Here is a 16911-nt window from a genome sequence, read left to right on the forward strand (position 1 = left end):
GCGACGACCGCCGCACACCGCGAGAAGAGGAGTTCCCGTGCAATTCTCCGCGGGCATCCCGAGCATCACCTCCTATCCACTGCCCCACCAGGACGAGCTGCCGCAGAACGTGGCCGGCTGGCTGCCCGACCCGTCCCGCGCCGTGCTGCTCGTGCACGACATGCAGCGCTACTTCCTGCGCCCGCTGCCCTCCCCGGGCCTGCGGCAGGAGCTGACCGCCAACTGCGCCCGGCTCCGCGAGACCTGCGCCCGGGCCGGCGTGCCGGTCGTCTACACCGCCCAGCCGGGCGGCATGACACCCCAGCAGCGCGGCCTGCTGCGGGACTTCTGGGGACCGGGCATGCGGGTCGAGCCCGCCGACCGGCGGGTGGCCGAACCGGTGGCGCCCGGACCCGACGACACCGTGCTCACCAAGTGGCGCTACAGCGCCTTCCACCGCACCGGGCTGCTGGACCGGATGCGCGAATGGGGCCGCGACCAGCTCGTCATCTGCGGCGTCTACGCGCATGTCGGCATCCTGGCCACCGCCGTGGAGGCGTTCACCCAGGACATCGAGACCTTTCTGGCGGCGGACGCCGTCGCCGACTTCTCCCGCGAGCACCACATGCTGACGCTGGACTACGCGGCCGGCCGCTGCGCGGTGGTCGCCACCACCGGCACCCTGACCGCCCGGCTGCGCGAGCGTGCCGCGGCCGGGGACCGGCCGGCCGCCGCCCTGAGCCTGCCGGGAGGTGCGGCATGACCGCCGGCCGCACCGCCGGGCCGGCCGGCGAGGACGCCGCCGCCCTGCTGGAGGACGTGCTGGCGCTGCGCGCCGGGGCGTTCGCCCTGCTGCACCGCCCCGAGCGCGCGCCCGGCCGGATCGAGATCCTGGCCGGCCGGCCCACCACCGTGGACACCCTGGCGGAGCTGCCCCTCCCCGCGGCGGACGGCGCCGGCCCGGCCCATGACCTGCTGGCCCTGGTGCCCTACCGGCAGCTCGCCGAACGCGGCTTCACCTGCACCGACGACGGCACCCCGCTGCTGGCGCTGAGCGTCACCCGGCAGGCCGTGCTGCCGCTGGCCGAGGTGACCGCCCGCATCCCGGAGCGGCCGGTCAAGCTCACCGGCGAGGGCTTCGACACCGACGACGCCGCCTACGCCGACACCGTGCGCCGCATCGTCACCGACGAGATCGGCCGCGGCGAGGGCGCCAACTTCGTCATCAAGCGCTCCTACACGGCGGACATCGAGGGCTACACCCCGCATGCCGCGCTGGCCTTCTTCCGGCGGCTGCTGGAGCGGGAGTCCGGCGCCTACTGGACCTTCCTGGTGCACACCGGCGACCGCACCCTGGTCGGCGCCACGCCCGAGCGGCACGTCACCCTGGACGACGCCACCGCCACCATGAACCCCATCAGCGGCACCTACCGCTACCCGGCCTCCGGCCCCTCGCTGTCCGGCCTGATGGACTTCCTCGCCGACCCCAAGGAAGCCGACGAGCTGTACATGGTGGTCGACGAGGAACTCAAGATGATGGCCCGGTTCTGCGACTCCGGGGTGCGGGTGACCGGCCCGTACCTCAAGGAGATGGCCCGGCTGGCGCACACCGAGTACCTGCTGGAGGGGCGCACCGGCCGGGACCCGCGGGAGATCCTGCGCTCCACCATGTTCGCCCCGACCGTCACCGGCAGCCCGCTGGAGTCGGCCTGCCGGGTGATCGACCGCTACGAGACCGGCGGACGCGGCTACTACAGCGGGGTCCTGGCCCTGATCGGCCGCGACGCCCGCGGCGGGCGCGCCCTGGACTCCGCCATCCTGATCCGCACCGCCGACATCGACGCGGCCGGCCGGGCCCGGATCGCCGTGGGGTCCACCCTGGTGCGCGACTCCGACCCGCAGTCCGAGGCCGCCGAGACCGCCGCCAAGGCGGCCGGTCTGCTGGCCGCCCTGGACCCGGAACGGCCGCGCGCCTTCGCCCGCCACGACCGGGTGCTGGCCGCGCTGGAGCGCCGCAACGAGACCCTGGCCGGATTCTGGCTCGGCACCGGGACGGGGACCGGCGCCGGCACCGACCCGGAGACCGGCGGGCTCCCGCTGGCCGGCCGGCGGGTCCTGATCGTGGACGCCGAGGACACCTTCACCTCGATGATGGCCTACCAGCTGCGGGCCCTGGGCCCGGAGGTGACCATCCGCCGCTTCGACGAGCCCTACACCGCCGACGGCCACGACCTGGTGGTGATGGGACCCGGCCCCGGCGACCCCACGGATCTGTCCCACCCCAAGATCCGCCATCTCGACGAGACCATCGCCGCGCTGCTCGCCGGGCGCCGCCCCTTCCTGGCCGTCTGCCTCAGCCACCAGGTGCTCAGCGCCCGCCTCGGCCTCGGCCTGTTCCGCCGGGAGCGCCCCAACCAGGGCACCCAGCTCACCATCGACCTGTTCGGCACCCGCGAACAGGTCGGCTTCTACAACACCTTCGCCGCCCGCGCCGAGGCGGATGTCCTCGACGCCGGCGGCCTGGGCAAGGTCCAGGTCTCCCGCGACCCCGACACCCGCGAGGTGCACGCCCTGCGCGGCCCGTTCTTCGCCTCCATGCAGTTCCACGCCGAGTCGGTGCTCACCCGCAACGGACCCCGGATCACCGCCGACCTGCTGCGCGGGCTGTCATGACGGCGCCGGTCTGGACCAGCGGCGACATGCTGCTCGTCATCTTCGCCTCCGTCGACTCCGTCCGGGCGGCACCCCCGCCCGGCCCCCGGCCCGGTGCCGCTCCGCGCCCCGCGCGGGCCGCCCTGGGGCCCATGGACCGTCCGCCGCGACCACAACCGCTGACCAAAGGGAGCTGACCTGCGATGACCGTCACCGAATCCGGTGCGCCCAAGGACGCCCTGATCCCGGGCGCCGGCCCGCGGCCGGGGGCGGAGCGCGTGCCGCGGACCGCGGGCGCCACCGCGATCGTCCCCGGAGCCGACACCCTCACCGGGATACTGCGGCACCGGGCCCAGCAGACGCCCGACGAGATCGCCTTCGTCTTCCTGACGGGCGGCGAGGAGCCCGGCGACACCCTCACCTACCGGGAACTGGACCAGGCCGCCCGCTCCACCGCCGCCATGCTGCGCTCGGCCGGCACCGGTGACTCCGCGGTGCTGCTCTACCCGGCCGGGCTGGAGTTCGTCCGCACCCTGCTGGGCTGCATGTACGCCCGGGTGGCCGGCGCGCCCGTCCAGGTGCCCAACCGGGAGCGCGGCCTGGAGCGGCTGCGCAAGATCGCCGACGACGCCGGCACCACCGTGGTGCTGACCACCACCGAGGTCCGCGACGACCTGCTGGGCCGGTTCCGGGACTCCCGCCATCTGGCGGGCCTGACCCTGGTGGCCACCGACACCCTCGGCCAGCAGCCGCCCGAGGCCTGGCAGGGCCCGGAGCCGCAGCCCGGGGACATCGCCCTGCTCCAGTACACCTCCGGCTCCACCGGCGACCCCAAGGGCGTGATGGTCACCCAGGCCAACTTCCTGGCCAACTGCCTGGATCTGGACCGGCTGTGGCCCGTCACCGCCGAGGGGCGGTTCGTCTCCTGGCTGCCGCACTTCCACGACATGGGCATGCTGTTCGGCGTGGTCATGCCGCTGTGGGCGGGCGTGCCCGCCTGCCTGATGGCCCCCGAGGCGTTCATCCGCCGCCCGGGCCGCTGGCTGGAGGCCATCTCCCGGTTCCGCGGCACCCACTCGGCCGCCCCCAGCTTCGCCTACGAGCTGTGCGTGCGGGACGCCGAGCAGAACGGCATCGCCGGCTTCGTCGACCTGGCCCACTGGCGGGTCGCCGTCAACGGCGCCGAGCCGGTCCGCTGGAACGCGGTGCGCGACTTCACCCGCACCTTCGCCCCGGCCGGTTTCCGCCCCGAGACCATGTGCCCCGGCTACGGCCTGGCCGAGAACACCCTCAAGGCCACCGGCAGCCCGGAGCAGCGCAGGCCCGCCCTGCTCTGGGTCTCCGCGGACGCCCTGCGCGACGGCCGGGTGGAGCCGCTGGAGCCGCACGAGGGTGATGCCGTCCCGCTGGTGGGCAGCGGCATCACGGTCGGCGACACCGTGGTGCGGGTGGTGGCCACCGACACCCTGCGGCCCTGCCCGGCAGGCACCATCGGCGAGATCTGGATCGGCGGCCCCAGCGTGGCCCTGGGCTACCGCGGCCGGGAGGCCGACACCGAGGAGGTCTTCCGCGCCCGGATACCCGGCCACGAGGACGAGGGCACCTTCCTGCGCACCGGCGACCTCGGCTTCCAGTACGGCGACGAGTTCTACATCGCCGGGCGGCTGAAGGACATCATCATCCGCAAGGGCCGTAACTTCTATCCGCAGGACATCGAGCTGGCCGTGGAGTCCACCACCGAGGGCCTGCGCCCCAACTGCTCGGCCGCCTTCTCGGTGGACGACGGCAGCTCCGAGCGCCTGGTCATCGTGGTCGAGGCGGACGGCCGGGTGCTGCGGGAGGTCACCACGGAGGAGCTCAAGGAGCGCATCCGGGAGGCCGTCTACGAGGGTCAGCGCCTGCACACCGACGAGGTGGTCGTGGTCCGGCGCGGCTCGCTGTCCAAGACCTCCAGCGGCAAGATCCAGCGCCGCCTCACCCGTCAGCAGTACCTGGACGACGCACTCAGCCTGGCCGCGACCGAGGGAGCCCGCCGGTGATCACCCGTATGAAGACCGGCCGTCCGGTGCCCGGTTCCCGCATTCTGGGCATCGGCGCCTACCGGCCCACCCGGCTGGTCGGCAACGAGACCGTGGCGGCCGGCATCGACTCCTCCGACGAGTGGATCCGCAAGCGCAGCGGCATCACCACCCGCCGCTTCGCCGGGGACGGGGAAACCGTCATCAACATGGCCGTGGACGCCGGGCTCAAGGCCCTGGCGGGCGGCGGCGTGGCCCCCGAGGCGGTGGACGTGGTGCTGCTGGCCACCATGTCCCATCTGGAGCAGTCCCCGCCGGCCGCCCCCCGGGTGGCGCACGGCCTGGGCGCCGCCACCGCCGGAGCCATGGACATCGGCGCCGCCTGCGCCGGGTTCTGCTACGCGCTGGGGGTGGCCGACTCGCTGATCCGGTCCGGCGCCGCCGCCCATGTGGTGGTGGTCGGCTCGGAGCGGATGAGCGACCTGGTCTCGCCCGCGGACCGGGGCACCGCCTTCCTGTTCGGCGACGGCGCCGGGGCCGTGGTGCTCGGGCCCGCCGACGAGCCGGGCATCGGGCCGGTGGCCTGGGGCGCCGAGGGCGGCGGCCACGGGCTGATCGCGCACAGCGCCCCCTGGACCGGGCTGCGCCGGGACCCGGCCGTGGAATGGCCCACCCTGCGGATGGCCGGGCCCGAGGTGTTCCGCTGGGCGGTGCACACCGCGCCGCTGGTGGCGCGGCGCGCCCTGGAGCGGGCCGGGCTCACCCCGGCCGACATCGCGGCCTTCGTCCCGCACCAGGCCAACGCCCGGATCATCGACGCGGTGGCCAGGGAACTGCGGCTGGCCGAGAACGTGGTGGTGGCCCGCGAGGTGGTCTCCATGGGCAACACCTCGGCCGCCTCGGTGCCGCTGGCGCTGGAGGACCTGACCGGCCGCGGTGAGGTGCCCAGCGGCGGACGCGCCCTGCTGGTCGGCTTCGGCGCCGGCCTGGTGCACGCCGCCCAGGTGGTGACCCTGCCATGACCACCACCACACCTCCCGGCACAGCCGGCGCACCCGACGCTCCCGAGGCTCCCGGCGCACCCGGGACGCCCGTCCCGCCCGGGACGGCCGGGAAGCTGGCGCGGCTGGCACGACTGCGGGAACGTGCGGCCGACCAGGCGCCGGAGCGGGCCGTGCGCCGCCAGCACGAAAAGGGCAAGCTCACCGCCCGGGAGCGGATCGGCATCCTGCTCGACCCCGGCTCCTTCCGGGAGACCGACGCCCTGCTGCGCAGCCGGGACGACGGCTCCGGCGCCGCCCGCCCGCTGGGCGACGCCGTGGTCACCGGCCGCGGCACCATCGACGGCCGCCCGGTGTGCGTCTACGCCCACGACTTCACCCTGCTCGGCGGCAGCCTCGGCGAGGCGCTGGGCTCGAAGATCCTCAAGATCTCCGAGCTGGCCCAGCGGACCGGCTGCCCGCTGATCGGCATCAACGACTCCGGCGGCGCCCGCATCCAGGAGGGCGTGACCTCGCTGGCGCTCTACGGCGAGATCATCCGCTCCCATGTGGAGGCCTCCGGAGTGGTGCCGCAGATCTCGGTGATGACCGGGCCGTGCGCCGGCGGCGCGGTCTACGGCCCGGCCCTGACCGATCTGGTGGTGATGGTGGACGGCATCTCCCACATGTACGTCACCGGCCCGGACGTGCTGCGCGCCGTCACCGGCGAGCAGGTCGGCCACGACGAACTGGGCGGGGCCCACACCCATGCCAGCACCAGCGGCTGCGCCCACTACACCGCCCGGGACGAGAAGGACGCCTTCGAGTACGTGCGGCTGTTCCTGGGCTATCTGCCGTCCAACAACCTGTCCCAGCCCCCGTCCTTCCCCTCCCGTACCGACGACGAGCCCACCGAGGCCGACCTTGCCCTGGACACCCTCATCCCGGACAGCCCCTCCCGCGGCTACGACATGCTGCGGGTCATCGAGACCGTTGTGGACGACGGCGAACTGCTGGAGGTGCACCAGCAGTTCGCCCCGAACATCATCTGCGGGCTGGCCCGGGTCGAGGGCCACAGCGTGGGCGTCGTGGCCAACCAGCCCGCGCATCTGGCCGGTGCCCTGGACTACAACGCCAGCGAGAAGGCGGCCCGCTTCATCCGCTTCTGCGACTCCTTCCACATCCCGGTGCTGACCTTCGTGGACGTGCCCGGCTTCCTCACCTCCGCGGAGCAGGAGCGGTCCGGGCTCATCCGCCGGGGCGCCAAGCTGCTCTACGCCTACTGCGAGACCACCGTGCCCACCGTCACCGTGATCACTCGCAAGGCGTACGGCGGCGGCTACGGCGTGATGGGCTCCAAGCATCTGGGCGTCGACCTCAACTTCGCCTGGGCCACCGCGGAGATCGCGGTGATGGGCGGGGCCGGCGCGGTCAGCGTGCTGGGCCGCCGCCGCATCCAGGAGGCGGCCGACCCCGAGGCCGAACGGGCCCGGCTGGTCGCCGAGTACGAGGACACCATGTGCACCCCCTACCTGGCCGCCGAACGCGGTTATGTGGACGCCGTGATCATGCCGCACGAGACCCGGTCCGAGGTGGCCGCCGCGCTGCGCACGCTGCGGGACAAGCGCCGGTCCCGGCTGCCCCGCAAGCACGGAAACATCCCGCTGTGACGCAGCGGTCCGACGGAGACAGAACAGGAAACCCGAGATGAGCACAGCCGTCACCCCGTCCGGGAGCCCCCGGCGGACCGCCGGCGCGGACCCCGCCGTCGGCGTCCTGGGCATCGGCTCCTACGTCCCTTCCGACGTGGTGCCCAACGAGGAGATCGCCGGCCCGGCCGGGGTCACCCCGGAGTGGATCGTCCGCAAGACCGGCATCCTCACCCGCCGCCGGGCCAAGCCCGACGAGGCCACCTCCGATCTGGCGGTGCAGGCCGCCCGGCAGGCCATGGAGGACGCCGGGGTGCGCGCCGCCGACCTGTCCCTGGTCATCGCGGCCACCACCACCCCCGACTGCCTGGGCCCGGCGGTGGCCTGCCTGACCGCCGGACAGCTGGAGTGCCCGCTGTCCACCGCCGCGTTCGACATCCACGCGGCGTGCAGCGGCTTCCTCACCGCCATGTCCACCGCGGAGAACTTCCTGCGCGCCCGGGGCGGCGGCCATGCGCTGGTGATCGGCGCCGACACCTACACCCGGTTCGTCAACCCGGCCGACCGCCGCACCGCGGCGCTGTGGGGCGACGGCGCCGGAGCCGTGGTGCTGGGCACCGGCGCCGGCGGTCGCCGCATGCTGATCTCCCGGCAGCGCAGCTACGGCGCCGAACCGGATCTGGGCTCCATCCCCGGCGGCGGCAGCCGGGAGCCCGCCGGACCGGAGACCCTTGCCCGCGCCCGGCACACCGTGCACCTGGACGGCCGCCGGATCTCCGAGGTCCTGGCCGAACTGCTGCCGGGCATGGTCGACGACTTCCTGGCGGAGGCCGGGGTGGACCGCGCGGACATCGCCCATCTGGTCCCGCACCAGGGCAACGGCCGGATCGTGGAGAGCCTGCGGCCCATGCTCGGCCTGGCCGACGCCACCACCGTCCACGCCACCGCCCCCGACCTGGCCAACACCGGATCCGCGTCGGTGCCCCTCACCCTGCACCAGGCCGTCCGTCAGGACGCGCTGCGCCCCGGCGATCTGGTGCTGCTGATCGCGTTCGGCGCCGGCGCCGCCTTCGCGTTCACCCTGCTGCGCTGGTAACCACCGAGGAGGAGAGCATGACCACCACACCGGCCCAGGACGGACTGACGGCCACCGAGGCCCCGCCGCGCCCGGACGTCGTGGATGTCGACGCCTATCTGGCGCGCATCGGCGCCGAACGGCCGGCCCGCCCGGATTACGAGGCGCTCTGCCGGCTCCAGGAACGCCATCTGATGACGGTGCCGTTCGAGACGCTGGACTTCACCCTGGGCGAGGTGCCCAGCATGCGGGACACCGATGTGCTGGACAAGATCGTGAACCGGCGCCGGGGCGGCGGCTGCGGCGAGCTGAACTCGGCGTTCGCCCTGCTGCTGCGCGCCCTGGGCTACCGGGTGACGCTGCTCGGCGGCCGGGTGCTGCACAACGGCAAGCACTACTTCCGGGGCGTGCACAACGGGCACATGGTGCTGCGGGTGGAGCTGGAGGAGACCTATCTGGTCGATGTCGGCTTCCGCTGGGCCAGCCGCAGGCCGCTGCGGCTGCGCGAGCGCGGCGTCCAGACGGACCCGCACGGCGAATACCGCCTGGTGCACACCCCGGACGGCGACGTGGAGATGGTGCACGACGGCGTCACCCGCTGGCGCATCGAGATGCACCCGCGCGACCTGGACGACTTCAACGCCGTGCTGTGGTACTGCGCCACCTCTCCCGACATGCCGGGCGCCGGGCAGCTCTGGGCCTCGATCGTCACTCCGGACGGCCGGGTCTCCATGTTCAACCGGGTGCTCACCGAGTACACCGACGGCGTGCGCACCGACTACCGCACGCTGACCGACGACGACGAGTTCCTGCGGGAGTTCGAGAACCGGTACGGCATCAGGCTGGAGAAGGTCCCCGATCTGGCCCCGGTCACCGAGGGCGTCTGACCCCGGCCGCCCCCGGCCGCTGCTCCGCCGTTCGCCCGCCCCGCCCCACCCCCCCCTGTCCGTCCATCCATCCGCTTCCTCCGGAAGGTCACACCATGAGCACGCCAGTACGTTGGGGACTCCTGGTCACCGGCGGCTACGCCGATGTCGCCATGCGCGCCAACGCCGGTTCCGGGACCACCGAGTTCGTCTCCGTGGCACATGACAGCGCCGCGCAGGCCGCCGAGTACGCCAAGACCGCGGGCATCGCCCGGGCCGCCGCCTCCCGCGAGGAGCTGCTGGCCGATCCGGAGGTGGAGGCGGTCTTCATCGCCCTGCACCCGGTGGACCACGCCGAGTGGGCGGTCCGCGCCCTGGAGGCCGGCAAGCATGTGATGGTGGAGAAGCCGCTGGCGCTGACCGCGGCCGACGCCGAGCGGGTCTTCGACGCCGCCGACGCCGCCCGCCGCCAGTGCGTCGAGGGCGTGATGTTCCGCCACCACCCGCAGACCCTGCTGGCCAAGAAGCTGGTCGAGGAGGGCCGGATCGGCGAACTGCGCTACATCTACGCGGCCTGCACCGCCTCCCTGCCGCCGGACTACTTCCGCCGCGACCGCGCGCTGGGCGGCGGCGCCATGCTCGACCTGGGTGCCTTCACCCTGGCCGCGATCCGCCTGTTCGGCGGCACCCCGGAGCGGGTGTACGCCGAGGAGGTGCGCCGGGGCGGCGGCGCCGACCACAACTTCGCCGCCACCCTGCGGCTGCCCAACGATGTGCTTGCCCAGTTCGAGGTGGGCCAGGAGGTGGCCCGCGGCGACGCGCTGCACATCGTCGGCACCCTGGGCCGGGTCATCGTGCCCGATCCGTGGTTCTGCCGGGCCGAGAGCGTGGAGCTGTCGATGCAGGGCCCGCCGCCGCACGGCGACCCGGTGAGCGAGCACATCCCGGTGGACCCGGACGGCTCGCTGGGCACCACCGCGCCCTACGCGGTCTCCCGGCTCCAGTTCGACGCGGTCTCCGGAGCCATCGCGGCCGGCACCGAACTGCCCTTCGGCCGGGCGGACGCGGTGGAGCAGGCCCGGGTGACCGAGGCGCTGTTCGCCTCCGGCGCCGAGGGGAAGGCCGTCACCCTGCCGAAGTGATCCCGGTCACCGTGACCCGCCCCGCGTGAGCCGGGTCACCCCACGTGCCGGCCCCGGGAACCCGCGTTCCCGGGGCCGGCCCTTCCCTCTCCGGCCGCGGACCGGCAAAAGCCCGCCGGAAACCCCGGAACTTTCCCGGAAGCGGAATCCCGAGGAACGCGGGACGGCCGCCCGGGCAAACTCCGCGGAATCCGGAATGAATGCGACCGCTCTCTGTAACATGCGGGACCGATGCTGCGGAATTTCTGATTCCGTATTTCCGCGGGGTGTGGCGGGATACCCGCCGGGCGGGAGCGGCGGGCGGCTGCGGTGTGGCCCGGGCACACCCCCCGAGGGCCTTCCCCACCCCTCGGGAAGCGGGAATCCGCCCTGGAAGGGCCGCCTCCACCGCCCCGGGGCACCGGTGTGCCGCTCCGCCCACCACCCGCGGGTCAACTCGGTGGTCTGCCTACCTTGGCTCCGCCCCGCCGGAAAGGCACGGTGGAAACCGGAAGCGCCGATCACGCCGACGGCGCACCGCATCTGCCAGGGGGAAACATTGAGTTCTGTTGCGCGAATGACACGCGGAATCACTCAGGAATTAACGGGGGAGCCGGGTGACCGGCCGGCTCACCACATCGGCGGGGACGACCGCGCGCTCACCGGACTGACCTCGGTGCTGTTCGCCTCCCTCGCCCGCAGCGACCAGCGGCGACGGGGAACCGACTATCTGCGCGGCCTGCTGGGGGTCAGTGGCCGCCGCTCGATCCGCAACATCGCGGCCATGCTCGGCGGCCAGGCCACCGAGCAGAGCCTGCACCACTTCATCTGCTCCTCCACCTGGGACTGGGTCCCGGTGCGGCGGGCCCTGGCCCGCTATCTGGTGGAGCGGGTCCGTCCGGCCGCCTGGGTCACCCGCCCCATGGTCATCCCCAAGGTGGGGGAGAACTCGGTGGGTGTGGACCGCCAGTACGTGCCGGAGATCGGGCAGATCCTCAACGCCCAGCACGCCGTCGGGGTGTGGGCGGCCACCGAGGAGACCAGCGTGCCGGTCAACTGGCGGCTCCAGCTCTCCGCGTCCTGGCTGGAGAACCGCACCCGGCGGCGGCAGGCCGCCATCCCGGACCATCTCACCGTGCGCACGGTGGGGGAGTGCACCGTGGAGGCGGCGCTGGAGACCGCGGCCGGCTGGGGGCTGCCGCTCCGGCCGGTGGTGCTGGACGCCCGGCAGATGGACGCCGCGGCCACGGTCCGCAGATTCCGCGGAGCCGGGGTGCCGTTCCTGGCCCGGGTGGGCGGCGACACCGCGCTCACCGTCACCGATCCGGCGCTGCCGCACCGCACCGCCGAACCGCTGTCCGCGGAGCGCATCATGGCCACCGCCCGGGACCGGGCCCGGCCGGTGATGTGGCGGGACCACACCGAGGACGGCGCCATGCGCAGCGGACTGGCCACCACGGTCCGGGTGCGCGAGCCGCACGCCGGGCGCCCGGGCGCCGCCCCGGGCGGGCTGGCCCTGCTGGCCATCGGCGGCAGCCGCCGGCAGTGGCCGGCCGAGCTGTGGCTGACCGATATGACCGACGCGCCGCTGCACACCCTGATCCGGCTGAGCCGGCTCACCGAGCGGATAGCGCGGGACTTCCGGGACACCGCCGACCGGCTGGGCATCCGGGACTTCACCGGCCGCACCTACCACGGCTGGCACCGCCATGTGACGCTGGTCTCCGCCGCGCACGCACTGGCCGTGCTGCGGGCCGCGGAGCCCGAGTGGGCCTGATGTCCCGGCGCGGGTGACGGGCCGGTGTGTCTCCCCGCCCGGGGGGGCGCACCGGCCGCCGTCACATCCGGCGCAGCCGGCCGACGGTGTCCTCGGCCACGGCGATGCTGCCCTCCAGATAGCTGGCGATGGTGGCCAGCTCCTCCCTGGAGTACTTCAGGCCCAGCTCCATATAGCCCTGCACCATCGGCTGGAAGACCCGGGCGATCCGGGCGCTCTCCTCGGTGGGGCTGACGATCACCTTGCGCCGGTCCTGGGAATCGCGGCGGCGCTCCACATAGCCGCCGCGCTCCAGGCGGTCGATCACCCCGGTGATGGCCCCGGTGGTCAGGCCGGTGATGCGGGCCAGGTCGCCGGGGGAGAGGACCACCTCGGCGGGGACGCTCTGCAGGTAGGAGATGATCCAGGCGTCGGTCGGATGCATGCCGATGGCCCGGGCCGCGGCGTTGTTCAGGGTGAGCAGGGTCAGCCCCAGCTCCCGGCCGGTCATCATCACCTTCTGCAGCAGCCGGTCCCGTTCGGTGTCGCCGGTGCCCCGCCCCGCGGTGCCGTGGTAGCCCGCGACGGCCTCGGCTCCGGTGGCCGGCTGAGTCCTCGCCGGGGGCTCCGGCTGCCCGCTTGACGCGCTTGACATGCGACTCCTATCCCCTTAGGTTTCTAATATCTTGGTAAGCAAGAGAGCTTGTCACTGTGATGTCTTCTGGCAAAGATACTCCATGAGGGAGAGGGTCGGGAAGTTACCATGACTGTGTCCACCGAGGGGAAGCCCGCCGAGGGTGAGCGGGATCCCGCCGCCGCGGAAGCGCCCCCGGATCCCAAGCGCTGGGCCGCACTGGGCATCGTCCTGCTGGCAGCCTTCATGGACCTGCTGGACGTCACGATTGTCAACGTCGCCATCCCCAGCATCCAGCGCGACATCGGCGCCGGTTACGCAGCCGTCTCCTGGATCACCGCGGGATATGCGCTGGCCTTTGCCGCCCTGCTGATCACCTGTGGACGCCTGGGTGACATCTACGGGCGTAGAAAGATGCTGCTGTGGGGCATCGCCACCTTCACCATCACCTCCGTGCTCTGCGGTGTGGCGAGCGACCCCGGCATGCTCATCACGGCCCGGATCCTCCAGGGCGCCTCCGCCGCGCTCATGATCCCGCAGGTGCTCTCCATCATCCATGTCACCTTCCCGGCCTCCGAGCGCGGCAAGGTGTTCGGCATGTACGGCGCCGTCGGCGGCCTGGCCGTGGTCTCCGGGCCGGTGCTGGGCGGCCTGTTCGTCGAGGCCGACCTGTTCGGCCTGGCCTGGCGGCCGATCTTCCTGGTGAACATCCCGGTCGGCATCCTGGGCTTCATCGGCGCCCTCTACCTGGTCCGCGAGTCCCGCGACACCAAGGCCTCCCGGGTCGACCCCATCGGCGTGCTGCTGGCCACCTCCGCCGTGCTGCTGCTGGTCTACCCGCTCATCCAGGGCCGGGAGAACGACTGGCCGGTGTGGGGCTTTGTGATGATGGCCGGCTCCCTGCTGGTGCTCGCCGCCTTCATCGCGCACCAGCGCTCGGTGATGGCCCGCGGCGGCTCGCCCCTGGTGGCGCTCAACCTCTTCCGGGCCCGCAGCTTCGCGGGCGGTTTCAGCGTCAACCTGCTGACCAACGTCACCAACGGCGCCTTCTTCCTGATGTGGACGCTGTACATGCAGATCGGCCTCGGCTGGTCCGCCATCCACGCCGGTCTCACCGGCCTGGCGTTCTTCATCGGTCTCGCCCTGGCGGCCGGCATGGCCGTGGAGTACCTGACCCCGAAGTTCGGCCGCAAGGTGCTCTTCGCCGGTGGCCTGCTGATGATGGCCGGCGCCACCCTGTTCGTCTTCGTCAGCGACCGCTACGGCCCGGACATCACCTCCTGGCAGATGGCCCCGCCGCTGTTCATCATGGGCCTGGGCATGGGCTACATCGTGGCCCCGGTGCTGGACTTCGCCCTGACCGAGGTCCCGCACTCGGTCGCCGGCTCCGCCTCCGGGGTGCTCAACACCACCCAGCAGCTCGGCAACGCCGTCGGCATCGCCCTGGTCTCCGTGCTCTTCCTGGCCGCGCTGCCGGGCCAGTCCGACAAGGGCGTCGACTATGTCGCCGACGACATCCGCCAGGAGCTCACCACGGCCGGGGTGCCCGATCCGGTCCAGGACCAGATCCTGGCGGGCTACCGGGTCTGCGTCCACGACCGGATGGAGGAGAAGGACTCCACCGTGGTGCCCGAGAGCTGCCGCACCGAGCCGCCCGCCGAGGTGCCGGCCGCGGCCGCCGCCGAGATCGAGCGGGTGCTCACCGAGCACGGCGCGGACGCCCAGGCCGAGACCTTCTCCCGCGCCTACCGGGTGGGCCTGATGTGGGTGCTCGGGGTGATGGCCGTGATGACCCTGCTGATGGTGAGCCTGCCCAGGTTCGCCACACCGCAGCAGCACTGACCCGGGCTCCGGCCCCGGCCGGAGCCCATGGCCGATCGCCACGCCGTCCCGTCCCTTTCCGAGGCGTGGCGATCGGCCGGTTCCCACGCGAGCGGGGACCGCACTACCGTTCCCCGGGGGAATCGGCCGGAACAGAGCCGGAACAGATCCGGAAGAGATCCGGAACAGAACCGGAAGAGAAGAGGCGACCGGCGCCGCACAGTTGCCCGGGTGGGGATGCCCGGACGGGGGTAACCAGTGGGGGGTTGCAAGGCGTCATGACCGTCGAGGACGGCCGTGCGAAAAGGGGTTGAGCGAAGGGCGTCCCGTGACCATACCCTCGACAACCGTGTCCACCTGCCGGCAGGGGAGCGCACCACCGATGGCTGCACTGCAGAGCGAACTGACGTTCCTGAACCTTCTGGTGTCCAAGGCCCCGCGCAGAGAGTACGAGGAACTGCTGCTGCGCGCCCGCCGCGACGGGGCCCGGCCCGAGGCGCTCCAGGCTCTGGAGCAGGCCAAGGAAGTGGCGCTGCACCTCGATGAGCGGCTGCGGGAACTGGACCGCCGCAAGAACGGGCTCTCCGCTCTCATCGACAGCGCCCGGGACCTGGGCGAGCAGGTGTGTCTGGACACCCTGCTGACCACGCTGGCCCGCCGCTTCCGCATGATGCTGCACACCGATGTCACCTGGATCAGCCTCTACGCCTCGGACGGCCGGCTGATCGGCCTGGCCGGGGACGGCGGCATCACCGCGCTCTCGCCGGACATCCCCGCGCTGGCCGCCGATGCCCCGGCCGCCATGGCCGACTGCCGCACCCCGCTGTGGACCACCGACTATCTCCGTGACGAAACCTTCCCGCGCTGCGACGTCATCGACGCCGTCGTCGCCAGCGAGGGTCTGTCCTCGCTGCTGGCCGCCCCGCTGCGCAGCGGCGACCGGCTGATCGGCGTGCTGCACGGCGGCGACCGCGCCATCCGCTCCTTCACCCGCGAGGAGATCGCCCTGACCGCGACCCTCGCCGACTGCGCCGCCGCCGCCGTGGAACGCACCCGGGCCCTGGAGGAGTCGCTGGACCAGATCCGCCGGCTCTCCGACGAGGTGGAGGAGCTGCGCGGCCGGATACGCGCCGAGCGCCACGCCGAGCATGTCGGGCGCCGGCTCACCGACCTGGTGCTGGGCGGCGCCGACGCCCAGTCCTTCGCCAACGCCGCCGCCGGGGCCCTGGGCGGCGAGGTCTGGCTGCGCGACGAGATCGACCTCACCGTGGCCCGCACCGGCGACCCCTGGGACATCGACGAGGAGGAACTCGCCAAGGCCGCCCTGGACGCCCGTGCCGAGGAGCGCATCCGCCACCTGCCGGACGGCGTCACCGTCGCCCCGGTCCGGCTGCGCGGCGAGGACCTGGGCTGCCTGGTGCTGCGCCGCACCCCGGTGCCCGGCGCCGGACCCGGCGCCGCCCTGCTGGAACGCGCCACCCGCGCCGCCGGGGTGCTGGCCCTGCTCAGCCGCCGGGCCGACGTGCCCGGCCACCGGCGCCGCGACGAGGCCCTGGCCGAGCTGATCAGTACCTCGGTGGCCGGGGACCGGCGCCGGCGGCAGCACGCCCGGCGGCTGGAGATGGACCCGGACCGCGAGCACGTGGTGGTGATCACCCGGGCCGCCCCCGGCGAGACCGGCCGGATGACCGTCTGGGCCTCCTCCTACGTCTCCCTGCACGGGGGCGCCAAGACGCTGCGCGACGGCTGCCTGGTGCTGCTCCTGCCGGGCGGCGACGCGGGGGCCGCGGCCCGTGACGTGATGCGCCAGCTCGGCCGCGCCCTGGGCCGGGAGGTGACCGCGGCCGGGGCGATGGCCCGCGGCCACGACGGGGTGGGCCCGGCCTACCAGGAGGCGGCGCGCTGCCTGGAGGCGTTGGTCGCCCTGGGCCGGCACGGCACCGCCGCCACCGTGGAGGAGCTGGGCTTCGTCGGCATGCTGCTGGGCGGCAACCGGGACGTGGGCGCCTTCATCGAGGCCACCATCGGCCCGGTCATCGCCTACGACGCCGAGCGCTCCACCGATCTGAGCGCCACCCTGGCCGCCTACTTCGCGGCCAAGGGCAGCCCCACCTACGCCGCCGAGGCGCTCCAGGTCCATCCCAACACCGTCGCCCGCCGGCTGGAGCGGATCGGGCAGCTGCTCGGCCCGGACTGGCAGCAGCCGGCCCAGGCCCTGGAGATCCAGCTCGCCCTGCGGCTCCAGCAGCTCCGCGCTTCCCTGGGGCCGGCGTCCGGGGCGGAACCCGGCACCGCCCCGGCGCCCTGCCCGATGGCCTGAGCCGGCGGCCGGGCGGCCCGTGGCGGCCGGCCCGGCCGCC

The 16911-nt window shown here is 73.4% G+C and carries 12 protein-coding genes; 11 read left to right on the forward strand and 1 reads right to left on the reverse strand.

What is annotated here, in order from left to right; translation table 11 throughout:
• Positions 1-37 precede the first annotated feature (37 nt).
• The 9 genes from BM242_RS03570 (at position 38) to BM242_RS03610 (ending at position 12117) form a co-directional block, all read left to right on the forward strand.
• On the forward strand, positions 38-742 hold the full coding sequence (locus BM242_RS03570) for an isochorismatase family protein (RefSeq protein ID WP_093837078.1): 705 nt from the start codon (positions 38-40) through the stop codon (positions 740-742).
• Complete coding sequence (locus BM242_RS03575) at positions 739-2652, forward strand: anthranilate synthase family protein (RefSeq protein WP_093837079.1); 1914 nt, start codon at positions 739-741, stop codon at positions 2650-2652. The genes BM242_RS03570 and BM242_RS03575 overlap by 4 nt, the downstream gene beginning before the upstream one ends.
• 182 nt (positions 2653-2834) lie before the next feature.
• Positions 2835-4670 carry a fatty acyl-AMP ligase gene (locus tag BM242_RS03580; RefSeq protein ID WP_093837080.1) on the forward strand — a complete coding sequence of 612 codons (1836 nt, stop codon included), beginning with the start codon at positions 2835-2837 and terminating at the stop codon, positions 4668-4670.
• Entirely contained in the window at positions 4667-5671 is a 1005-nt protein-coding gene (locus BM242_RS03585; protein WP_093837081.1) for a beta-ketoacyl-ACP synthase III, read from the forward strand. Before BM242_RS03580 ends, BM242_RS03585 begins: the two co-directional genes overlap by 4 nt.
• Entirely contained in the window at positions 5668-7299 is a 1632-nt protein-coding gene (locus BM242_RS03590) for an acyl-CoA carboxylase subunit beta (protein ID WP_093837082.1), read from the forward strand. Before BM242_RS03585 ends, BM242_RS03590 begins: the two co-directional genes overlap by 4 nt.
• Before the next feature lie 37 nt (positions 7300-7336).
• On the forward strand, positions 7337-8374 hold the full coding sequence (locus BM242_RS03595; RefSeq protein WP_093837083.1) for a 3-oxoacyl-ACP synthase III family protein: 1038 nt from the start codon (positions 7337-7339) through the stop codon (positions 8372-8374).
• 17 nt (positions 8375-8391) lie between these two features.
• Positions 8392-9240, forward strand: a complete 849-nt coding sequence (locus BM242_RS03600) for an arylamine N-acetyltransferase family protein (RefSeq protein WP_093837084.1) — start codon at positions 8392-8394, stop codon at positions 9238-9240.
• Positions 9241-9335: 95 nt separating this feature from the next.
• The gene (locus tag BM242_RS29785; RefSeq protein ID WP_093837085.1) at positions 9336-10361 is read left to right on the forward strand and encodes a Gfo/Idh/MocA family protein; all 1026 of its coding nucleotides are present in this window, start codon (positions 9336-9338) and stop codon (positions 10359-10361) included.
• 556 nt (positions 10362-10917) lie between these two features.
• Positions 10918-12117, forward strand: coding sequence for an IS701 family transposase (locus BM242_RS03610; protein ID WP_245833777.1), 1200 nt, complete (start codon positions 10918-10920; stop codon positions 12115-12117).
• A 61-nt stretch (positions 12118-12178) separates the two neighbouring features.
• Here the strand turns inward: BM242_RS03610 and BM242_RS03615 are convergent, their stop codons facing one another.
• Positions 12179-12751, reverse strand: a complete 573-nt coding sequence (locus tag BM242_RS03615; RefSeq protein ID WP_175541233.1) for a MarR family winged helix-turn-helix transcriptional regulator — start codon at positions 12749-12751, stop codon at positions 12179-12181.
• 108 nt (positions 12752-12859) lie between these two features.
• Between BM242_RS03615 and BM242_RS03620 the strand changes: the two genes are divergently transcribed.
• Together BM242_RS03620 and BM242_RS03625 are read left to right on the forward strand one after the other, a co-directional pair.
• Positions 12860-14572: an MFS transporter gene (locus BM242_RS03620; RefSeq protein WP_093837086.1), complete on the forward strand. Its 1713-nt coding sequence runs from the start codon at positions 12860-12862 to the stop codon at positions 14570-14572.
• A gap of 361 nt (positions 14573-14933) precedes the next feature.
• The gene (locus BM242_RS03625) at positions 14934-16871 is read left to right on the forward strand and encodes a helix-turn-helix domain-containing protein (protein WP_093837087.1); all 1938 of its coding nucleotides are present in this window, start codon (positions 14934-14936) and stop codon (positions 16869-16871) included.
• Positions 16872-16911: the final 40 nt, after the last annotated feature.

The organism is Streptomyces aidingensis (assembly GCF_900112355.1).
In the GTDB taxonomy this organism is placed as follows: domain Bacteria; phylum Actinomycetota; class Actinomycetes; order Streptomycetales; family Streptomycetaceae; genus Streptomyces; species Streptomyces aidingensis.

Coding starts and splice junctions, on each gene's coding strand:
- BM242_RS03575 (WP_093837079.1), top strand. CDS start 739: ATGACCGCCGGCCGCACCGCCGGGCCGGCCGGCGAGGACGCCGCCGCC.
- BM242_RS03580 (WP_093837080.1), top strand. CDS start 2,835: ATGACCGTCACCGAATCCGGTGCGCCCAAGGACGCCCTGATCCCGGGC.
- BM242_RS03590 (WP_093837082.1), top strand. CDS start 5,668: ATGACCACCACCACACCTCCCGGCACAGCCGGCGCACCCGACGCTCCC.
- BM242_RS03595 (WP_093837083.1), top strand. CDS start 7,337: ATGAGCACAGCCGTCACCCCGTCCGGGAGCCCCCGGCGGACCGCCGGC.
- BM242_RS03600 (WP_093837084.1), top strand. CDS start 8,392: ATGACCACCACACCGGCCCAGGACGGACTGACGGCCACCGAGGCCCCG.
- BM242_RS29785 (WP_093837085.1), top strand. CDS start 9,336: ATGAGCACGCCAGTACGTTGGGGACTCCTGGTCACCGGCGGCTACGCC.
- BM242_RS03610 (WP_245833777.1), top strand. CDS start 10,918: ATGACACGCGGAATCACTCAGGAATTAACGGGGGAGCCGGGTGACCGG.
- BM242_RS03615 (WP_175541233.1), bottom strand. CDS start 12,751: ATGTCAAGCGCGTCAAGCGGGCAGCCGGAGCCCCCGGCGAGGACTCAG.
- BM242_RS03620 (WP_093837086.1), top strand. CDS start 12,860: ATGACTGTGTCCACCGAGGGGAAGCCCGCCGAGGGTGAGCGGGATCCC.
- BM242_RS03625 (WP_093837087.1), top strand. CDS start 14,934: ATGGCTGCACTGCAGAGCGAACTGACGTTCCTGAACCTTCTGGTGTCC.